The 20,650-nt window shown below is 46.0% G+C and carries 13 protein-coding genes, 2 pseudogenes, 1 riboswitch and 1 other annotated feature; of the genes and pseudogenes, 13 read left to right on the top strand and 2 right to left on the bottom strand.

Annotated elements, in window-relative coordinates:
• Positions 1-13: 13 nt before the first annotated feature.
• The 5 genes from CL176_RS06445 to dapB all read left to right on the top strand — a co-directional run bounded on the left by CL176_RS06445 (position 14) and on the right by dapB (position 6,244).
• Entirely contained in the window at positions 14-619 is a 606-nt protein-coding gene (locus tag CL176_RS06445) for an NADPH-dependent FMN reductase (RefSeq protein WP_118990563.1), read from the top strand.
• An 18-nt stretch (positions 620-637) separates the two neighbouring features.
• The gene (locus CL176_RS06440) at positions 638-1,939 is read left to right on the top strand and encodes an NADPH-dependent oxidoreductase (protein ID WP_118990562.1); all 1,302 of its coding nucleotides are present in this window, start codon (positions 638-640) and stop codon (positions 1,937-1,939) included.
• Between the two features lie 1,090 nt (positions 1,940-3,029).
• A riboswitch (Lysine riboswitch) is annotated at positions 3,030-3,176 on the top strand.
• A gap of 86 nt (positions 3,177-3,262) precedes the next feature.
• Positions 3,263-4,555 carry a diaminopimelate decarboxylase gene (lysA, locus tag CL176_RS06430; RefSeq protein WP_118990560.1) on the top strand — a complete coding sequence of 431 codons (1,293 nt, stop codon included), beginning with the start codon at positions 3,263-3,265 and terminating at the stop codon, positions 4,553-4,555.
• Positions 4,556-4,567: 12 nt separating this feature from the next.
• The gene (gene dapA, locus CL176_RS06425) at positions 4,568-5,461 is read left to right on the top strand and encodes a 4-hydroxy-tetrahydrodipicolinate synthase (protein WP_118990559.1); all 894 of its coding nucleotides are present in this window, start codon (positions 4,568-4,570) and stop codon (positions 5,459-5,461) included.
• Positions 5,462-5,473: 12 nt separating this feature from the next.
• Positions 5,474-6,244: a 4-hydroxy-tetrahydrodipicolinate reductase gene (gene dapB, locus CL176_RS06420; protein WP_118990558.1), complete on the top strand. Its 771-nt coding sequence runs from the start codon at positions 5,474-5,476 to the stop codon at positions 6,242-6,244.
• Between the two features lie 486 nt (positions 6,245-6,730).
• Here the strand turns inward: dapB and CL176_RS06415 are convergent, their stop codons facing one another.
• Both CL176_RS06415 and CL176_RS06410 read right to left on the bottom strand, forming a co-directional pair.
• Entirely contained in the window at positions 6,731-7,129 is a 399-nt protein-coding gene (locus CL176_RS06415) for a type II toxin-antitoxin system HicB family antitoxin (RefSeq protein ID WP_118990557.1), read from the bottom strand.
• A gap of 51 nt (positions 7,130-7,180) precedes the next feature.
• The gene (locus CL176_RS06410) at positions 7,181-7,363 is read right to left on the bottom strand and encodes a type II toxin-antitoxin system HicA family toxin (protein ID WP_118990556.1); all 183 of its coding nucleotides are present in this window, start codon (positions 7,361-7,363) and stop codon (positions 7,181-7,183) included.
• Positions 7,364-7,537: 174 nt separating this feature from the next.
• On the opposite strand from CL176_RS06410, the gene CL176_RS06405 reads away from it, so the two are divergent.
• The 8 genes and pseudogenes from CL176_RS06405 (at position 7,538) to CL176_RS06380 (ending at position 19,943) form a co-directional block, all read left to right on the top strand.
• Positions 7,538-7,897, top strand: a complete 360-nt coding sequence (locus CL176_RS06405) for a 4-hydroxy-tetrahydrodipicolinate reductase (RefSeq protein ID WP_118990555.1) — start codon at positions 7,538-7,540, stop codon at positions 7,895-7,897.
• 722 nt (positions 7,898-8,619) lie between these two features.
• Positions 8,620-9,975: pseudogene (locus CL176_RS13145) on the top strand (Ig-like domain-containing protein); the annotation flags it as partial.
• A 1,971-nt stretch (positions 9,976-11,946) separates the two neighbouring features.
• A pseudogene (locus CL176_RS13140) lies at positions 11,947-13,921 on the top strand (collagen-flanked surface repeat-containing protein); the annotation flags it as partial.
• 32 nt (positions 13,922-13,953) lie between these two features.
• A complete protein-coding gene (locus CL176_RS13135; RefSeq protein WP_476718294.1) occupies positions 13,954-16,032 on the top strand; it encodes a collagen-flanked surface repeat-containing protein in 2,079 nt (692 codons plus the stop codon).
• A gap of 560 nt (positions 16,033-16,592) precedes the next feature.
• Positions 16,593-16,850, top strand: a binding site (T-box leader).
• An 83-nt stretch (positions 16,851-16,933) separates the two neighbouring features.
• Positions 16,934-17,599, top strand: a complete 666-nt coding sequence (locus CL176_RS06395; protein WP_118990553.1) for an amino acid ABC transporter permease — start codon at positions 16,934-16,936, stop codon at positions 17,597-17,599.
• Complete coding sequence (locus tag CL176_RS06390) at positions 17,574-18,266, top strand: amino acid ABC transporter permease (RefSeq protein ID WP_118990552.1); 693 nt, start codon at positions 17,574-17,576, stop codon at positions 18,264-18,266. Before CL176_RS06395 ends, CL176_RS06390 begins: the two co-directional genes overlap by 26 nt.
• Positions 18,263-19,009 (top strand): amino acid ABC transporter ATP-binding protein, encoded by a 747-nt coding sequence (locus CL176_RS06385; protein WP_118990551.1) that lies wholly within the window; start codon positions 18,263-18,265, stop codon positions 19,007-19,009. Before CL176_RS06390 ends, CL176_RS06385 begins: the two co-directional genes overlap by 4 nt.
• A gap of 16 nt (positions 19,010-19,025) precedes the next feature.
• Positions 19,026-19,943: a transporter substrate-binding domain-containing protein gene (locus tag CL176_RS06380; protein ID WP_118990550.1), complete on the top strand. Its 918-nt coding sequence runs from the start codon at positions 19,026-19,028 to the stop codon at positions 19,941-19,943.
• Positions 19,944-20,650 lie beyond the last annotated feature (707 nt).

Genomic DNA, 20,650 nt, shown 5'->3' with positions numbered 1-20,650 from the left:
GGGAGCGAACAATATGAAAAAACTCGTAGCAATGGTTGGTACGAATTCGAAGAAATCAACGAACCGTGATTTGTTGAACTTTATTTCTAAACATTTTGCAGATCAGGCGGATATTGAATTAATGGAAATCGATGGCTTACCGCTATTTAATAAGCCAGCGGATAAGGAAGTTCCACAGCAAGCCAAGGACATGGCCGCCAAGATTGAAGCAGCGGATGGGGTAATTATTTCGACACCGGAATATGACCACACTGTGCCAGCACCACTTGTGAATGCTTTGAACTGGTTATCTTACCACATTTACCCATTCACCGATAAACCCGTGATGATTACTGGGTCTTCTTATGGTCGTTTAGGTTCGTCTCGTGCGCAAATGCACTTGCGTCAAATTCTTGATTCACCGGATATTAAAGCGCGTGTTCTGCCGAACTCTGAATTTATGTTAGGCTACGGTTTGGATGCCTTTGATAGCAAAGGGGACTTGAAAGACGCAGATACGACCAAGCAATTGGAGGCGATTTTTGAAGACTTCATGACATTTATCGATATCACTGAGCAATTGATCGAAGCACGTGGCTCTAAATTGCAAGAAGCCAAAGACTTCGACTGGGAAAAGTAAGAGAGGGGAACACTATCTATGAAAATTGTAGCAATTCCAGGTTCTGCAGCAGAACAATCTTATAACCGCATGTTATTGGAATTTATTCGCGACCACTATAGCGATGTCTTTGAAGTGGAAGTTCTTGACATTTCAAACGTGCCATTATTCAACCAAGACAACGCAGAAGAAACCCATGAAGGGCCAATTCACACCATTAACCGCAAGATCTTGCAAGCAGACGGTGTCATCATCTCAACACCTGAACATAACCACACCATGCCAGCTGCTTTAAACAGCTTAATTGACTGGTTATCCTTCAAGATTCACCCCCTTCGCAAAAAACCAGTCCTTGTCATGGGCGCATCCTACTTCGACCAAGGCACAAGCCGCTCACAATTACATCTACGCCAAATGTTAGACGCACCTGGTGCCGACGCCTTAGTGATGCCAGGAACTGAGTTCCTTTTAGGTAATGCCCGTGAAGCTTTTGACGAAGAGGGCAACTTAAAAGACAAGGGTACCGTTAACTTCTTACGTAACATCCTCGAAGACTTCAAAGAATACATTGGTGTGGTGAGCGCCTTAGGTGTTGCACCAGAAATTGAAGAGGAGGACCTTTTTGCAACGAAACCAATTGATACAACGATTGAAGGAGTTGACATGACCGATCCAGAATGGGTAGAGAAGGCAGCTGAGAAAGTGAACGCCGTTTCAGGTGACACTTACGTGAAATTAGACCGCGGTGTTCTAACGGTTGACCAACTGAATTGGTTCTTGAAGACCATTCCTGCCGAGTTAACGTTTGCTGATAACAACAACCAATACCTATACTACAACCACAACCAACCAGGCGAAGGCATGTTAGCTAAGCGTTTCGTCCCAGACGTGGGTTCACCTTTAGGGCCAATTCACCCACCACACACGCGCAAAAATGTTCAGTGGGTTATCCAGCAATTGCGTTCAGGCAACATGAAGTCAGTCAACGTCCACGTTCCTGTTCACAAGGATAAATACGTGGTTCACAACTACTTTGCCATGCACGACGAAGACGGTAAATACCGTGGAATCAACGAAATTGTTCTCGACTTGCAACCTGTCATCGACTGGTACCTTGAGCAAACCGGCCAAAAACTCGTTGGCGGCACAGACGCCTCTTCCGGCGCGTCCATGGGTGGCGCTTGGGGAACTGGCGGCGGTGACGAGGCTAGCACGGACGCAGATTCCGCTGCATCAGGCACAGAGTCCAAAGCAGCCCTCGAAGAAGCTGGCCACGACACAGATTCCGGCGCAAGCTACTCATCCAATGAACCAGACACAGCGTCCGGTGCAAGTGTATAATTTAAAACGTAATATGTGCTGAAAGCTACGACTTTCGGCCAGCAACCACGCCAAAGCGGAGAGAAATTACTTCGGCGTGGTTTTTATTTGGGGTTGGTGCGCTATGCTATGAAGAGTGCTGGGTGCGGGGTGATGGACTAGGATAAGAATACGGATTAGCCACGGGTGGCCGTGGCTCACTTTTTATTGTTAGATAAGGAAGCATCAAGCAGGTTGCTCTTGGGGACATTTGAAACAAGTGTAGACTTAAGGCATAGTTGGTAGACGCTGAGGACTTTCTGAGACTGGGTGAAGGCACTGTCGAAGTTCCTGCTCCCGATTCCGTGGGACTCATCTGCGATGGAATGATTTTTTGTGATTTATTCCGCGGGGAAGAGTTCCCACGGAATGTATCACAAATAGATGGCAGAGTTGAGAATGAGGATAAGGATTAAGCAACAGCCACCTGTAGTGGCTGTTGCTCTACCGATGGTTTTTTGGCGCAATTGGCAAGTATTGCGTTTATACTGAACATGATCGAAGTTTTCTGACGTCGTTTCTCATACTGCTTCCGGTGGCTGGTTTTCTTCCATGGCATATGGCGCATATAATTGGCGCGCACACAAACTGCTCTTTTTTACCTTTTTTTTGAAAGGTTTGGGAATTGATTCATTCGAGTTGACATCTGGAGGATTCATTGTTACAGTCTCGCGTTTGACACTTCTAAAGGCCAAAGGGTACCTAAAACCTCTTTAAATCAACATTTCGGAGGAGTTTATGCCAACGGAAAAAAGCGTACTATTCGGACTTTAATAAAAAATATTTAATTTTTTTGAAGTATGAAGTATAATATAAGTGTCAAAGCAATCTAATTCATAGAGCTATTTTTATACAAGGAAAATATGATAATAACAATGTTTTTGTCATATTTGTAGCTGATGAAAAATAGTACGATAAATATGCACGAGATATTTGACAATATAAGTGCTATACACCAACGTTTAGAGAGTTTTTTAGGCTGGCAAGTGTCAAAGTCCCGGGAATTGATTCATTCGAGTTGACATCTGGAGAATTCATTGTTATAGTTAATGCACATTAGAAATAAATGAGGAATTGGGCGAGGACGCGGTTGACAAGAGTAGCAATTACTTGTGAAAGGGGATACCGCCGAAGTAACAAGGTTACTGGGGGCTGGTCGAACAGGTCAGTCACTGTTGAAGTTAGGTATGCCAACTAACTTTGAAGGGCAAGCAATCTCCGGGCAAAAGGTAAACAAACTTGTAACAGAGTTGGGGCGCGAATCTTTTGTTCGACGCCTCATTTTTATTTTGGAAGGAGCATTCGATGCGTTTAGAATCTTATCAAAGGATTGAGGATGGCCGTTTGAAGCACTCTGGCCATGATTATCAAGATATTGCGAAAACTTACGGGACGCCTTTGTATATTTTTGATGAGGCGAGTTTTATTGAGCGTGCTAAGGCTTATAAGGCAGCGATTCAAAGCGATTATTTCGAAACGGATATTCTCTTTGCGTCTAAGGCTTTGTTGACCAAGGCGATTGCTAAGTTGATTGCGGCTTTGGATATTGGCCAAGATGTGGTCAGTGCCGGCGAAATTTACTTGGGCCTTGAAGCGGGCGTGGATCCTAAGCGGATGTACTTCCATGGCAATAATAAGCTGAATAGCGAGCTTTTGTACGCGGTTGATGAAGGCGTGGGCACGATTGTCATCGATAATCGTCAAGAGATGAAGCGTTTAGAAGAAATCTGTGTCAAAAAAGGGGTCAACCAGCGCGTCCTTTTGCGGGTCAACCCTGGGGTGGAAGCCCATACGCACGAATATATTAAAACAGCGGATAATGACTCGAAGTTTGGTGAAAGTGTCTTCGATCCGGCGATTTATGATATTGTCCAAGCTTTGTCAGACAGTACGCATTTGCAGTTTGCTGGTTTCCATAGCCACATAGGTAGTCAAATCTTTGATGAGGAGTCCTTTATGAAGGCTGCTGAGGAGATGTTGGCTTTTGCGGCTGAGGCCCAAGAGCGTGTGGGCATGAAAGTTAAGGAGATTAACTTTGGTGGCGGTTTCGGCGTTTACTATACGGAGGGGGATGAGCCTTTCCAAGTGGTGGATTTCTTGCCGAAATTTGTCGAGCGGGTGCATGAGAAGGGTATCGAACTGGGCGTGAACTTGGAGAAGGTAACGATTGAGCCGGGCCGGTCTCTGGTCAATGCGTCGGGTTCGACCTTGTACCAAGTAGGTGATTTGAAGACGACGGTTGGGGGCAAGAACTACTTATTTATTAACGGTGGGATGAACGATAATATCCGTCCGGCCCTTTACCAGGCAGAGTATGAAGCTATTTTGACCAATAAGGCGGATCAGGCCCCTACGAAGACTTACACGATTGCTGGCAAGGCTTGTGAAAGTGGCGACAAGATTATTGAAGCGATTGATTTACCGGAAGCTGAGCCGACGGATTACCTGTTAGTCAACGGGACGGGTGCTTATAATTTCGTGATGGCCAGCAATTACAATAGTATCCCGGTTCCGGGCATGATTCATATCAATGGCGATGAGATTCGAGCGACCGTAGCCCAGCAGTCTTTTGAAGATATGTACCGTACACATTTATAGGAGGAATTAACCATGACAGTATTTACAGGTTCAGGCGTTGCGATTGTTACACCATTTGTGGAGAATACGCACGAAATTGATTATCGTTCTTTCCAGACGCTTTTGGATTTTCATTTGGACCACGGCACAGATGCGATTATTGTAGCTGGGACGACTGGTGAAAGTTCAACGATGACGGACGAAGAGCAAGTGGATTTAATTAAATTTACGGTGGATCATATCGACGGCCGTATTCCGGTCATTGCCGGAGCTGGGATTAATGACACCCGCCATGCGATTCGTTTGAGCCAGCAGGCGGAGAATGCAGGCGCAGATGCCTTGTTAATCCTCACGCCTTACTATAATAAAGCTAACCACGAAGGTTTATTGCGCCACTACCGCGCGATTGCCGACAGTGTGGACATTCCGATTATTATGTATGAAGTTCCAGGCCGGACGGGGATGGCGATGACGGTAGATGAAGTGGTCGAACTGTCCGAGCACCCGAATATTGTTGGTTTGAAAGACGCCACGGGCAACATGGAATTCACCCGCGCCGTCTTGGAGCGCACGGACGATGACTTTGCGGTCTATTCCGGCAATGATGACTTGAACCACGAAATCATGACCTTGGGCGGTAAGGGCGTTATTTCGGTTACGGCCAACGTGCTACCCGATGAAGTGCACGAATTATGCCAATTGCACTTGGACGGGAATGGCCAAGACGCCGCGGTCATCGACCAGCAGTTAGAAGGCATTAACCGTGATCTTTTTGTCGAAGTGAACCCAATTCCAGTGAAATATCTCGTTCACAAAATGGGCTACTGCTCGCTCGACTATCGTCTGCCGCTTTATGAACCGAGTGATGAGGCTAAGAAAGTACTTGACGGCTATTTGACCACCCTAGCCAAAAATAATAGAGACTAAGGAGCGTGCACCATGCGAATTATTCTAATCGGCGTCAGTGGCGCCATGGGACAAGAAGTCGTGCGCTTCGTCGCCGACAGTGAGCACGAGATCGTAGCTGGCTTACAAGACGGAGCAAGCGACGCCTACGCCTTCCCCATCTTCACCGACTTTGCGGCAATGAAAGCAGCGGAGATTGCTGCCGACGTCATTATCGATTTCTCAACATCAGCCTTGACCGAAAGCCTGATGGACTACGCTACCGCGACTGGCACGCCAGTCATGCTTGCAACCACTGGCCAAAACGAGGCCCAAGAAGCTGCCATCGAAGCCGCCGGCAAGCAGATTGCGATCGTCGACACGCACAACACCAGTATCGGCGTCAACGTCATGCAAGCCGCCGTCGCCAGCCTGACCAAGACCCTGTACCCACTAGGTTACGACATCGAAATCATCGAGAAACACCACCGCTACAAACGTGACGCCCCAAGCGGCACCGCCAAAATGCTGCTTCACGCCGCAGAAGCCGCGATTGACGAAGAAACCACGCCAATCTACGGCCGTGAAGGTGTCGGCGAACCTCGCCAACACCACGAAATCGGCGTCCACGCCATCCGTGGCGGCGACATCGTCGGCGAACACACTGTCATCTTTGCCAGCAACCAAGAAACCTTGGAGCTAACTCACCGCGCCGGGTCCAAGACCCTCTTTGTGCGCGGCGCCATCCAAGGCGCAGCCTTCCTCGCCGAAGGGCAGGAGCCGGGGTTGTATGACATGATGGACGTGTTGGAGTTGGATGTGTAAATATGAGTGAAAGCCTTTGCCTGCAAATATTGCGGGCAAAGGCTTGTTTTGGCTTTTGGTGGATTTGGGCGCAGTGAGTATTTAAAAGAAGAGAAGCCACACCCGGGCCGTGAAAGAAACCTGGATTAGATGGGGAGTGACTGCGAGGCCGAGGGTGCAGAAGACTGGGTGGTATGCTAACAAAAGAATCGGAAACTAGTCTTATCAAGTTGGATCGCTAATAAAAGTATTGGAAACTAGTCTTATCAATTCGGCTTATTAGTACTAGAAACCAATCCTAGTATTAAATAAAGCGGAGTGCTTGCTGTTGGCGGGAAACAGTAAGTTTTTTTGATGAATAGAATAGTGACGGCACCGAAATTTACGTAATCACAGAACGGTGCACCTTACTTTGTGTATTTTGGTTCATTCTTGATTATATGCGAGATTTGCTAACGGATGTTCCTATTAGCTACTCGCTGGGGAGGTCGACTAGCCAATTAAAGGCTAGTCTCTTACTCGCTCACCAAGCTTTTCTCTGAGTGCTTCAGTTAGGGTAGCGCTGAAATTAATGTTTGCTTGGTTACCTAAGTCATTGAGATAGGCTGGAATGGTTAATGTTTTTTTGATTAATGTGTTAGCGTGTTTTTTCTTTGCTAATTCTAGGTCAACCTCAATAGGAATGATTAGATCATTGGGTTCGTGATTGATTGCCGATGGTTCTGATGCTTCAGGGATGGGGTCTTTTTCTTTTTCAGCGATGATTAGCCAACCTTCGAGAAGGTCTTTTGCCATATAAAGAGCGTCAGACATATTGTCACCGAAAGTAAAAGCACCGTCTAAATCTGGGAACTCAATATCATATCCGGAATCATTAGGGCTAAAGACAGCGTAATATAAGTACATAATAATATTCCTTTCTCTATCTTTTGGGAGAAATTAGATGGAATGTACGGGCTATTTCAAGCCTGCCTGTTTCCATATACTTGCAAGGGTTTTCTTAGGAACATCTTTCCTAGGATGAGGTACAGTCACTTTGCCTTTTTTAGATGGGTGTTTGAAGTGATGATGACTACCTACAATACCAACTTGATACCAACCATCTGATTTAAGAGCTTTGATAATTTCTCTTGAATCCATCTAATTATCTCCTTTCTTTGCACTTATTATAGAACGTATTGTTATACGTGTCAAATATAGTATAAAGCTATTTTGCCGAAAAAATGTTGACTAAGAAAACGGGGTGATGGTTATAACGAATGAAGCGCAAATTATCAAAAAAGTAGCAGACTATACTAACGAACTGATGGCAGAGTGGCCATCATCGAGAAACACCACCGCTACAAACGTGACGCCCCAAGCGGCACCGCCAAAATGCTGCTTCACGCCGTAGAAGCCGCGATTGACGAAGAAACCACGCCAATCTACGGCCGTGAAGGTGTCGGCGAACCTCGCCAACACCACGAAATCGGCGTCCACGCCATCCGTGGCGGCGACATCGTCGGCGAACACACTGTCATCTTTGCCAGCAACCAAGAAACCTTGGAGCTAACTCACCGCGCCGGGTCCAAGACCCTCTTTGTGCGCGGCGCCATCCAAGGCGCAGCCTTCCTCGCCGAAGGGCAGGAGCCGGGGTTGTATGACATGATGGACGTGTTGGAGTTGGATGTGTAAATATGAGTGAAAGCCTTTGCCTGCAAATATTGCGGGCAAAGGCTTGTTTTGGCTTTTGGTGGATTTGGGCGCAGTGAATATTTAAAATAAGAGAAGCCACGGTCGGGCCGCGGCAGAAACCTGGATATGATGCGGAGTTGCTGTGATGCGGGTAAAGTGGGTGCAGAAGACTTGGTGATTTGCTAACAAAAGAATCGGAAACTAGTTTTAGCAAGTTGGATCGCTAATAAAAGTATTGGAAACTAGTCTTATCAATTCGGCTTATTCGTACTAGAAACCAATCCTAGTATTAATAAAACGGAGTGCTTGCTGTTTGTGAAAAACAGCAAGTTTTTTGACGAGTAAAGCAGTAACGAAACGGGAATTCCCCTAAACAGGGAATAGTGCTCGAGAATCCTTCCCTATTATAGTCAGCATTCCATCCAAACAAAACTATAAATATCAATAAACGGCAACTTAAGAGCAAATTATGAACGTGTAGTGATTTTGATGCACATCTTATAATCCATTTATAATTATAACTATACTTGGATAAATATACCTGATACTTAAATGATGATACAAATTCTTAATGAAAGCCCTATTTTAAGCGCTCTAAACATAAGAACATTTCATTTTTTAAATTGTAATATAATTTAAAGACGACTTATATTGTTAAGCGTTTGCGTAAGTGCTATACTGATTGTGTCAATTAAAACGTCCATTTAGAAAGGATTGAAATTATGGTTGGGAAGAATAATACGGATCTTCTTTTGCGCAAGGAAGGCGAAAAGCAACAAACGTATTCAATTAAAAAGTTAAATGTTGGGGTGGCATCCGTGGCAGTAGCTGCATGGATGACTTTTAGTGGGTCAACGATTATTTCGGCTGCAGAAGCTGAATTGTTATATCAAAGTATGGGTGATGCTGATATTACGTCGACGGTTGAGCTGTCGGAAGATAGCTTGCCGGAAGTAACAATCGAAGAAACGACATTGTCAGGCTACTTTGAATCGTCAGAGGAGCCTATTCATTTTGATGAAGCAGCTGAGGCGGAGGCTTCCATGGTGGAAGGTTCGGTAGCGGAAGCTACTGTAGACAGCGCAGATGAGAGTCCAGCAGTCGAGAGTCCAGCTGCTATAGGCCCTGCCGAAGAAGGTTCGGTGGTGGAAGACACTTCCAAGGAAGAGCCGGAATGTGAGGTGGGTCAAGACGTATCAACGATCGATAATGTCGATCCCGTGAAAAGCAGTAGTCAAGCAGTGGCAATTGAGTCGGAAGAGAGTTCTGTGACTTCGGATGCACCGGTAACAGCATCAGAAGCGTCGGCGGATCTTGCGGAGCAGGCACCAGCTGATGAAACGGTGGCTCCTGCACCGGTTCTTGATGAAGTTCAGGAATCGCGTAAAGCTGCGGCAGAACCTGTGCTAGAGACGCGGATTGTTAAGGAGAATAATCAGTCCTTTTTTGAAGTGATGTCGGATGGGTTGGTGAAGGCTAGTCTTAATGAGGCGGACTTAGAAGTAATTGAGCGTGATGGGCGCTTCAATATTGAACGTCCGTTGACGCCGGGTCGGGTGCAGATTGAAGCGGTGAATGCTCATGGGGCAACGCAAAGAGGCTTTACTATTGGCGAGATGTCGGGGGTGCCGTTGAATGCGTCTCCTTTCAGGGCTTTGCCTTTAACAAATGGACAAGATGTGAGTAATATTGTCGATGCCCAGGGTAACTTAGTAGTGGGGGATACCTTAAGAGGTGACGGTGGGTTCATTAATTTTTCGATGGTGGTTAATGTACCTGAGTCTGTAAATGCGGGGGATTATATCGAACTGCATTATTCTCCGGCTATTTCGATTAGTCAAGTTAACCCGAATGACCGCACGAATATTGATTCCAGTGAGCGGATTCATGATGCGGCGCTGTATGGCGAGTATGTGCAAACCGTGCTCGACCCTAATTCTTTGGAAGAGATTGCGATTATTGAAGACGATCGGTCGAATAATAAGATTCGCTATACCTTTACGGATTATGTCGATCGCCACAACAATGTCTCCTTCTCGCAGAATTTCTTCCACAATGCCGATTTAAACGAGGCGCCTAATAGTGGCAATTATAATATTTACTATACCTTAGGTGACAAAACTCTCGGTTCCAAAAATGTTTACATCGACTATAGTGGCTTCAAGCGCACATCCAGAAATGGCAATATAAGTGTCGCAGCGATCTGGAAAGAAGTAGTAGACGGCGAAAAAGGGCAAGCAGTTGCGTATTTTAACGTAGACAACCACCTTCCGGAAAATCATCGGTATTACTTGAATTTCACGCCGAGTATAGGTGGTTATACGAATACGGTGGATTACAACTCCTTATCTTACCGCATTTATCGGTTGAGCGATGGTTCTGTTCTGCCGGATAGTATGGCCTTTGATCCGAATACTGTTAATGCCTTAGATGTGACGAACTCAATTAACATCAGTCGGGATGCCTCCCAAGGATCGATTTCCTTTACCCCGCAATTATCCAATCGACGGGCGACTTATGTCGTAGTGGCTGACGTGGCTATGAACCCAGACGCTGGTAACGCTCAAATCGTTAACGCTCAAGCCTATAATGGGGTTCCCGAAGATAGTGCCTCAATTACGAAGGCTACCGCAACACAAGGTGGCGGTGGTCAAGGCTCGGGAGAAGTAACTACAAATGGTAGCTTTGTCGAAACCCATCAGTATATTGAATATGATGGGGACGGGAATGTTATTTTTGATAGTGGCAAATTGCCAGCCCGGGACCGAGAAGTGACCAATCAACCGGCTGGAACTAGTTATACTACCGGCCAACAAGCTCGGGAAGGCTTTGAATTTGTCCGTGTGACGGGAACGGCGCCAGCGATTGATACGACAAACGGAAGCACCCAGAATGGCACGATTCAAGCGAATACTATTTTGCGGGCGGATTATGTTTATGAGAAACATCCGGTGATGGAAGTCGGTAGCTTTATCGAGACGCATCGCTATATTGAATACGACGCAAAGAATAATATCATCAACGATACAGGCCGGATTCAAGCCCTAGATCGTCAGAAAATTGACGAGCCTAGAGGTACGACTTATACAACTAGTGCTAGACCTGATGGAACGATCGAAAGCCCGATGACCGGCTATAAATTCATGAGCGTATCAGGAAATGCCCACATCGACCCTGTCTTTGGCTCCCAGCAGACGGGTGAGATTCCTGCCAATGAAACCGTCAGAGCCGATTACATCTACATTAACCAACCAGCGGTCGAAGAAGATCCGCTCTATGAAATGACCGTCGAAGACATCAGCTACGAAACACAATTTATCCTAGCGGAAGATTCAACCAAACCCGTTGGTATCCGTGAAATCCAAAAAGGGCAAGACGGCCGAGAACGCGTTCTCTACCGCCACATCAATCCAGAGACTATACCGAATTTCACGCCAGATAATTTCACCAATATTCGCGGACAATACTACGAAGAAGTTTCGCGCGAAATTATCCAAGAAGCTCAGGCGCAAATTTTCGAATATACACCACGTTATATTACAGAAACTATTCGCAACGCAGATAATTCGATTACCTTAGTGTTCAATAATCGCGAAGAGATGGTTATTCCGCCGGCTGAAATGGGCGAAGTTGTCCCAATCATCGAAACCTCTCGGAGCGAAGGTCCGCTAAACCCGGCCGATGCTGAAGCTTACCACGACAATCCAGGTGGCTACGCAGGGGTTACACGCCCAGGTACATGGATCCTTGTCCAAAATCCCGCCCGAGATGCCAAAGGTCATCTGATTTACAATAAGGCAGACGAATTGGAATACACCACCGAACGTCGCTTCATCCCAGATGCTATCGACGGTGAAGATGGCCAAAATGGTCAAGACGGCGTGGAACCTATTGTTCAAGTTAGCGAAGGCCGCGAAATTGAAGCCGATCCAAATAGCCGCCTAGGTACATGGGTACTGGTTCGAACACCACGGCGAGATGCCCAGGGCAATCTAGTGAAAGACGAGGCCGGCCAGCAATTCTATGACGAACAACGCGAATTTATCCCAGATGGCCAAGACGGCAAATCACCAACAGCTTCAGTGAAGGACAATGGCGACGGCACGCATACTGTGGGTGTAACCAATCCAGATGGTAGTCAAACCACAACAATCATCAGAGATGGTAAAGATGGTCATGACGGCTTAACGCCACAAGTCGAAGCAACACCAGGTACTGAAGATCCAAATGATCCAGAAAGCCGAGTAGGCACTTGGGTAATTATCCGCAATCCTCAGCGAGATGCAGATGGCAACCCAATCCGTGATGTAGATGGTAACTTAGTTTACGATAACACTCGTGAGTTTATCCCAGATGGTCAAGACGGTAAATCAGCGACAGCCTCAGTGGTAGACAATGGGGACGGCACGCACATTGTAACTATTACGAACCCAGATGGTACCGAAACCACGACAACTATCCGAGATGGTAAAGATGGTCATGACGGCTTAACGCCACAAGTCGAAGCAACACCAGGTACTGAAGATCCAAATGATCCAGAAAGCCGAGTAGGCACTTGGGTAATTATCCGCAATCCTCAGCGAGATGCAGATGGCAACCCAATCCGTGATGTAGATGGTAACTTAGTTTACGATAACACTCGTGAGTTTATCCCAGATGGTCAAGACGGTGAGTCCGCAACAGCTTCTGTGGAAGACAATGGCGATGGCACGCACACTGTAACCATTACTAACCCAGATGGTACCAAAACCAAGACAACCATCCGTGACGGTAAAGATGGTGAGAAAGGCCAAGACGGTCGCGACGGCTTGACTCCACAAGTTGAAGTCACTCCAGGCACAGAGGATCCCAATGATTCGAATAGCCGAGTAGGCACTTGGGTAATTATCCGCAATCCTCAGCGAGATGCAGATGGCAACCCAATCCGTGATGTAGATGGTAACTTAGTTTACGACATCACTCGCGAGTTTATCCCAGATGGCCAAGACGGTAAATCAGCGACAGCCTCAGTGTTAGACAATGGGGACGGCACGCACATCGTAACCATAACGAACCCAGATGGTACCGAAACCACGACAACTATCCGAGATGGAAAAGACGGTCGTGACGGCTTAACACCACAAGTTGAAGTCACCTCAGGTACAGAGGATCCAAATAATCCAGAAAGTCGCGCAGGTACATGGGTAATAATCCGTACACCGCAAAGAGATACGAACGGAGATCCAATTCGTGATAAGGAAGGTAATTTAGTTTACGACATTACCCGTGAGTTTGTTCCAGATGGCCAAGATGGTAAGTCCGCAACGGCTTCTGTGATAAACAATGGCGATGGTACACATACTGTAACTATTACCAACCCAGATGGTACCGAAACCATGACCATTATTCGTGATGGTAAAGATGGCGAAAAAGGCCAAGACGGCCGTGATGGCTTAACACCACAAGTTGAAGTCACACCAGGTGCTGAAGATCCAAATGACCCAGAAAGTCGTGCAGGAACTTGGGTAATTATCCGCAATCCTCAGCGATATGCAGATGGTAATCCAATCCGTGATGTAGATGGTAATTTAGTTTACGACATCACTCGCGAGTTTATCCCAGATGGCCAAGACGGTAAATCAGCGACAGCCTCAGTGGTAGACAATGGGGACGGTACGCACACTGTAACCATAACGAACCCAGATGGTACCGAAACCACGACAACTATCCGAGATGGAAAAGACGGTCGTGACGGCTTAACTCCACAAGTCGAAGTGACCCCAGGCACTGAAGAACCAAATGATCCAAATAGCCGCACAGGCTCATGGGTAATTATCCGCAATCCTCAACGAGATTCTGAAGGAAACCCAATTCGTGATGTAGATGGTAACTTAGTTTACGACATCACTCGCAAGTTTATCCCAGATGGCCAAGACGGTGAATCAGCGACAGCCTCAGTGGTAGACAATGGCAACGGTACGCACACTGTAACCATAACGAACCCAGATGGTACCGAAACCACGACAACTATCCGTGACGGTAAAGATGGCCGAAATGGTAAAGATGGTCGCGACGGTTTGACGCCAATCGTCCATGCCGAAGCAGGCTTTGAAGACCCAACAGACTTAACAAGCCGTAAAGGCGTTTGGCTAGAAATCCACAATCCACAAAAAGACGGCAATGGTGATCCAATCCGCGATGCTGACGGAAATCTTGTTTATGAGATTGAACGCATTTTTGTAGCGGAAGGTGAAGATGGTCAAGACGGTGAGTCGCCGACGGCTGAAGTGATTGCTATTGGTGATGGAAGTCATACCTTAATTGTTACGAATCCGGATGGAAGTAAGACGGAGACAATTATCCATGATGGCCAAGATGGCAACTATGTTGAAGTGATTGACAATGGCGACGGAAGCTTTGAAGTGATTGTACGAGATGGTCAGACGCAGGCAGAAGTTTCGCGTTATACAGTAAGAAATGGCCAAGATGGCCTTTCGATTACTGCTCAGACGGAACGCGGCGAACTAGGCGGTTGCACAGGCACTTGGGTGAATATTTATGAAATGCATCCGGACAGACGTAGAGGAGCGCTTTTAGACCGCGAATTTATCTTTGACGGCCAAGACGGCGAATCTCCGCAAAATGGAAACGATTCCGGTATTCATAATGAGAATGCGAATATTAACACCAATGAGCAGGGTGACGTCATTATTACAATTGATGGCAAAGACCCAATTATTATCCCGAATCCGGACCGGACAGAGTATCCAATTGACAATGTTCGCATCGACGAGCTAGGCAATTTAATCATTGTTCTCAGCGATGGACGTCAGATTAATGCTGGCAATATTCGTCCTGTTCCTAATGAAGACGGCTTGCAAATCGTGTCAACGACTAAGGATGCAGACGGTAACACCGTTCTTAATTTGAGCGATGGCAGTCATATTGTGATTCCAACCCCAACCCCAAGCACAAACGCACAAAATATTACCGTGAATATTAACATCATCCAAGACAGTGAACGTGACTTAGCCAGTGCTGTTATTGACAACCGTGGTCACCTTCTCTTGACTTACACAGATGGAGAAACCGTGGATCTTGGACGAGTAACCGCTGAGCCTAGCCCAGCAGGCAGAAGCATCGCTTCAACCATCGTCAATAACCAGAACGAATTAATCATCGTTTACACAGACGGAAGCATTGAGAATGCAGGAACGATTCAAGTCAAAGACGGCACCGACGGTAAATCAGCCTATGAAATTTGGCTAGAAGCCGGCAACAATGGCAGTATCCAAGACTTCCTCGAATCCCTCAAAGCACCAAATGATCCAAGCGATTCTAGCAATCGATTTGTCGAGAAAATTACCGTGAATGAATCGGGCGACTTAGTCGTTCATTACACCGACCAAACCGAGCAAACTATTCACAATTACCCTAGCGCAGTCGACAACACCAACAGTGTCAAAGACGCCCGCGTCGACCAAAATGGTCACCTGATCATTACCCTCGAAAACGGACGGCAAATTGACGCTGGTAACGTCCGCGGCCCAGAAGGCGCGCCAGGCAAAGACGGACGCTCAATCGCTAACATCCGGCTCGATGACAACGGCAACGTAATCGTAGTCTACAACGACTTCTCCGTAGACATCGTCGGACAACTGAATTGCTGCAAGACACCAAATCCTCCCGCTCCAAACGAGCCGGATACACCAGGTGAGCCGGAGAACCCTGATACGCCGGACTCGAACGATCCAAATGAGCCGAACAAGCCGACGGATCCGAATACTCCGACAGATCCGAATAAGCCAGTGGATCTAGGTCAGCCGTCTAATCCGAATAATGGAGATGGCTCAAATATTCCACCAAGCCCAACAGATCCGGTGCAACCAGGCAAACATACGCCAAACCAACCAATTGGAGGCGGCACGGGTACAACAGGTGGCACACCGGTGAATATACCAACTCCAGTTTCGGCGAACGCTGGTCGCGCACAGCATATTGTAAATAGTAGCAACTATCAGTCACAATCTGCGAAAGAACTCCCAAATACAGGAGAAAGCGATGAGCGCACAATTTATACTGGAGTGGCAGCCACGCTAATACTTACGAGTCTAGCGCTAGTCGCAAGCATCAAACGAAAGGAAGATGAAGCTTAGATATTGTTGAAATAGATTAGTGTAGAAATAACGGACATACCCTATGAAACCTCTCTCGAGGTTTCATAGGTTTTTTTGAGATACTTAGAAAAGTGCGTAACTCTGGAGCATTTTTCAGCCAAAATATGGCTGGTTTCTGGAAAGGCGTGATGACTGAATGAGAGTGGGTTTGTAGGTGTTTGCGCTCGCGACTGGAAGATAGCAAAGAAGTCTAGCCAACCTCATTTTCTGTTGAGAATAAGGGGAAGCCACGGTCGGGCCGTGGCAGGAACCTGCATTAGATGCGGGTAGGGTGGGTGCAGAAGACTGGGTGGTATGCTAACAAAAGAATCGGAAACTAGTCTTATCAAGACGCTTTACTAATATAAGAAACCAATCCTAGTATTAATAAAAGCAAGATATTTAGCGTTTCTACCGCACTCCTAAGTTTTTTGGATAAGGGTAGCTGCTACGACGAATAAATATTGCACATACCTTTATGAAAATGTTTTCTAATTTAAAGTGAGAAAATCATTTGACGAGACACATTTAATCTGTTAGTATACTAACAACAAATGAAACAAAACGCTTTGATGTGGAAAGTAGATGAGGCGCTTTTCTTAGAGAGCTTACGGTTGGTGGAAGTAAGTATGGGCAAGTCATCGAAAATGGCCACTGAGCGGTCACTTCGAGTGCATGCATAAGGAGTGAACGGTTGCGCCCGTTAGCAGTGCCCCAGTATCGATTCATTCTAGATTGAGTCCGTACTGGCTGAGGTCTATGCAGTGATGTATAGATGAATAAAGGTGGTAACACGAAGTTGAACTCTCGTCCTTTTTTAGGATGGGAGTTTTTTTGTGGATTTTGTTATGTTGTCTGAGTAAGTAATGAATGGTATTTAGGGCAAAGGAGTTGGGGGAAGATGGATTTAGAGGTCATGCGGGCGAGTCTTCCGATGTTTCTGGAAGGATTTTATACGACGCTTACTTTAGGTGGGCTTGGAATTCTTATCGCAATTGGGCTAGGCTTTCTGTCGGCAGTAGCTTTGTACTTTAAAGTGCCTGTGTTGACACCCATATTGAAGGGCTATACGGAGTTTGCGCGCAATACGCCGCTTTTAATTCAGTTGTTCTTTCTATATTATGGTTTGCCGAAGATTGGACTGACGCTTGATAAGAATGTCGTGGCTATTATTGGCCTCGCGTTTCTCGGGACGGCTTATATGAGTGAAGCGTTTCGCTCAAGTTTTGCTAATGTGCCACAAGGGCAGGTAGAAGCCGGGCGAGCTTTAGGTTTCTCACGCTGGCAAATTGCCCGAGAGATTATCTTCCCGCAAGGACTTCCGCTGAGTATTTCGAGTGTTGGAGCGAATGTGATTTTTCTGTTGAAAGAGACATCAGTTTTTAGTGGGATTGCGGTTTTGGACTTAACGAATACTGCTCGGACTTTGATTGGTTTGTATTATCGGACGTATGAGTATCTATTCGTGCTTGGGATTTTCTATATTTTGATGATTCTGCCGGTAATTATTGTCTTGAATATTCTTGAAAGGAGATGGGGGCTTGGAAGACTTAAGGTTAATAACTGATGTGAATGTATTGCGACGTATTCTAGATGGTTTACTGATTGCCTTAGAGATTTCCGCTATCTCTTTAGTGATTGGTGTGGCGTTAGGAAGTGTTATTGGCGTCCTTCGAACCCTTAATCATCGTCGGATTGATATTCTTGCACGGATTCATTTGGAATTGGTCAGGATTCTACCTTTATTGGTACTCCTCTATGTGTTCTATTATACCTTGCCGCAAGTGAGCGAGGTGCTTCTCAGCAATGAACAAGTTTCGATTGTGGTATTTGTGCTTTGGGTGTCAGCGGAGACGGGAGATTTGGTGCGAACAAGTATTGAGAATGTACCTCGTCGGCAGATTGAATCTGCCCGCGCCTTGGGTATGAATCGCGCCTTGATTTACCGGGAAATTCTGATTCCTCAAGCAATTGCTGGGGTCATTCCGCCACTCGTTAATTTGGCGACGCGGGTCATTAAGACGACGAGTATTCTTCTGATGATTGGGGTGGACGAGATGATTCGAATCGGTCAACAAATCATTGAGAATTACACTTTAGAATTTCCAACAGCCAGCTTATGGATCTATGGACTGATCATGGTCTTATACTTTATCTTATGTTACCCACTGAGTGCCTTTGCTAGATACTTAGAACGCCGCTATACGTACCAAAAAGGAGGTAGTGCCACTTGAGCGATATGGTTTTAGAAGCCAGAAATTTAAGCAAGCGTTACGGCAACCAAAAGATTTTAGATAATGTGAGTTTGCAAATTGCTGAAGGAGAAGTGGTGGTCATTATTGGCCCATCCGGCAGTGGTAAATCTACTTTGCTCCGTATTTTGAATGGATTAGAAGATATTCAAAGTGGCGAAATATATTTCCAAGGGCGCAAAGTTGAAGCGAATGAGCAAGTATGGCAAAAGTTACGGCCTGAAATTGGCATGGTATTCCAAAGTTACGATCTATTCCCTAACAAAACAGTGCTAGAGAACTGCACCGTCGCCCCTGTGAAAGTGCAAGGGCGCAAATTGGAAGAGGTACGTGGACTGGTGGAGCGCTTACTTGAGAAGGTGGGACTAGCTGGTTATGCAGACCGTATGCCTAGCCAACTCTCAGGTGGCCAACAACAGAGGGTGGCCATCGTTCGCACCCTTGCCATGCAGCCAAAAGTCTTATTGTTGGATGAAATTACAGCCGCCTTGGACCCGGAAGTGGTACAAGATGTTCTGCGAGTCATTCTTGACCTAGCAGAGGAGAAGACGACGATGCTTATCGTTACCCATGAAATGGGCTTTGCCCGACAAGTAAGTGACCGCGTCATTTTCCTGGACCGCGGGGTTATTGTAGAAGAAGCTGCCACTGATAAATTTTTTGATAAGCCTGAAACACAAAGAGCGCGTGAGTTTATTGACGCAGTAGAGTTTGGTTCGATTTAAAGAAAGAGGAGAGAACATGAAGAAATTTATTCATAAAATTATTGCAATTGCCTTTGTCCTAATTGCCTTAATCACAGGACTCGTCCCAGGGGCGACTGCTCAAGCACAAGGGGATGATAATTCAGTTGAAGCCATCCAAGAACGTGGCGTTCTAAGAGTAGCCATATTCGGAGACTTACCACCTTATGGTTACACTGATGAGCAAGGAAATTACGTCGGCTTTTCAGTAGTCTTAGCGGAACGTCTAGCCGAAGAATTGCTAGGCGACCCAGGTGCCCTTGAATTAATTGCAGTCAACGGCGAAGAACGGGTCGAAACCTTGCAATCAGGGCGAGCAGATATTGTCCTAGCTAACTTTACTTACACAGATGAGCGGGCTGCTGTCGTTGACTTTGCAGATCCATACATGAAAGTAGCTATCGGTATCGCTTCCCACAAAGACAACCCTGTAACAGATGTAGCGCAATTAGAAGGAGAAACCTTAATCCTAGCTAAAGGGACAACCGCTGAAGCCCTATTCACCAGCGAATACCCTGAGGTAAACCTTGATCGCTATGAAACCAAGAATCAAGAATTCCAAGCCTTACTCGATGGACGTGGTATCGCCTTAGCCGACGACAACTCCTACCTATTCCCATGGGTGAAAGAAAACCCTGATTATGTTGTAGGAATCACTGAGTTCGGAGAAGTCTCCACCATTAACCCCGCCGTCAAAAAAGGAAACGAAAGCCTACTCAACTTCTTAAATGAAACCATCGCTAAACTCGGCGCAGAAGGCTTCTTCGTACAACTTTATAACGAAGAACTTGCACCACACTTCGGCGAAGACGTCCAAGCCGACGATATCTTGCTTGAAGAACATGTGGTTGAAGCAGAAAGTAGTGTCGAAGAAGATGCAGAAGTAGAAGAAAGTGAAACAGAATCTAACGAATAGTTCAGCAGCAAAAAGAAGCGTCCCAGACTCAAGCAAAGAGTCTGGGATTTTTCAGCATGGTCTGAATTCAGCGGGTGGACGATTCAAGGATTTATGAAATAACTTAGTTTGGACTTTGTAAAAATAAACAGCCAAAATATGGCCGCTTTCAGGAAAGGCGTGATGTCTGAATGAGGGTGGGTTTGTAGGTGGTTTGCAGTCATGACCGGAAGATAGTATAGATCCAGGTAAAGTCTTACCAACCACATTTTCTTTTGAAAAGAAGGGGAAGCTACGGCAGAGGCCGTGTCATAAAACTTGATTTGACCGTGTTTGGTGATTGGCGAGGGCATAGTGCAGAGGCTGAGAGCGGCTTGCTAATAAAAAAACCGCAAACTAGTCTTAGCAAAAGAAAACGAAAATAATCTAAGTTAGAAAACTAAGGTAATTAACAAACCGAATAGCCCGCTCATTCAGAGTCAGGGGCATTTTTTGTTGCGTAGTTATAGAGTTTTTTCGGCTGTTTCTATAGTCATGTTTTCTATTTTTGATGGATTGTTTTTACGCATATATTTATATACCGACTGTTAGCTTAATCCCGTGGCTCTTGCAATTTCAGTAGCGCCCTTAGTGTCTAATAATTCTTGTATGGTTCTCTTGATTTCTTCCATCGTGTGCTCCTATCTAAACATTAACCAAAGTAGTACGAAAAATACAATCCAGCCAAT

Source organism: Suicoccus acidiformans (genome assembly GCF_003546865.1).
Taxonomy (GTDB): domain Bacteria; phylum Bacillota; class Bacilli; order Lactobacillales; family Aerococcaceae; genus Suicoccus; species Suicoccus acidiformans.
The sequence above is the reverse complement of the archived record's forward strand: the minus strand, read 5'-3'. Positions and strand labels throughout refer to the sequence as shown.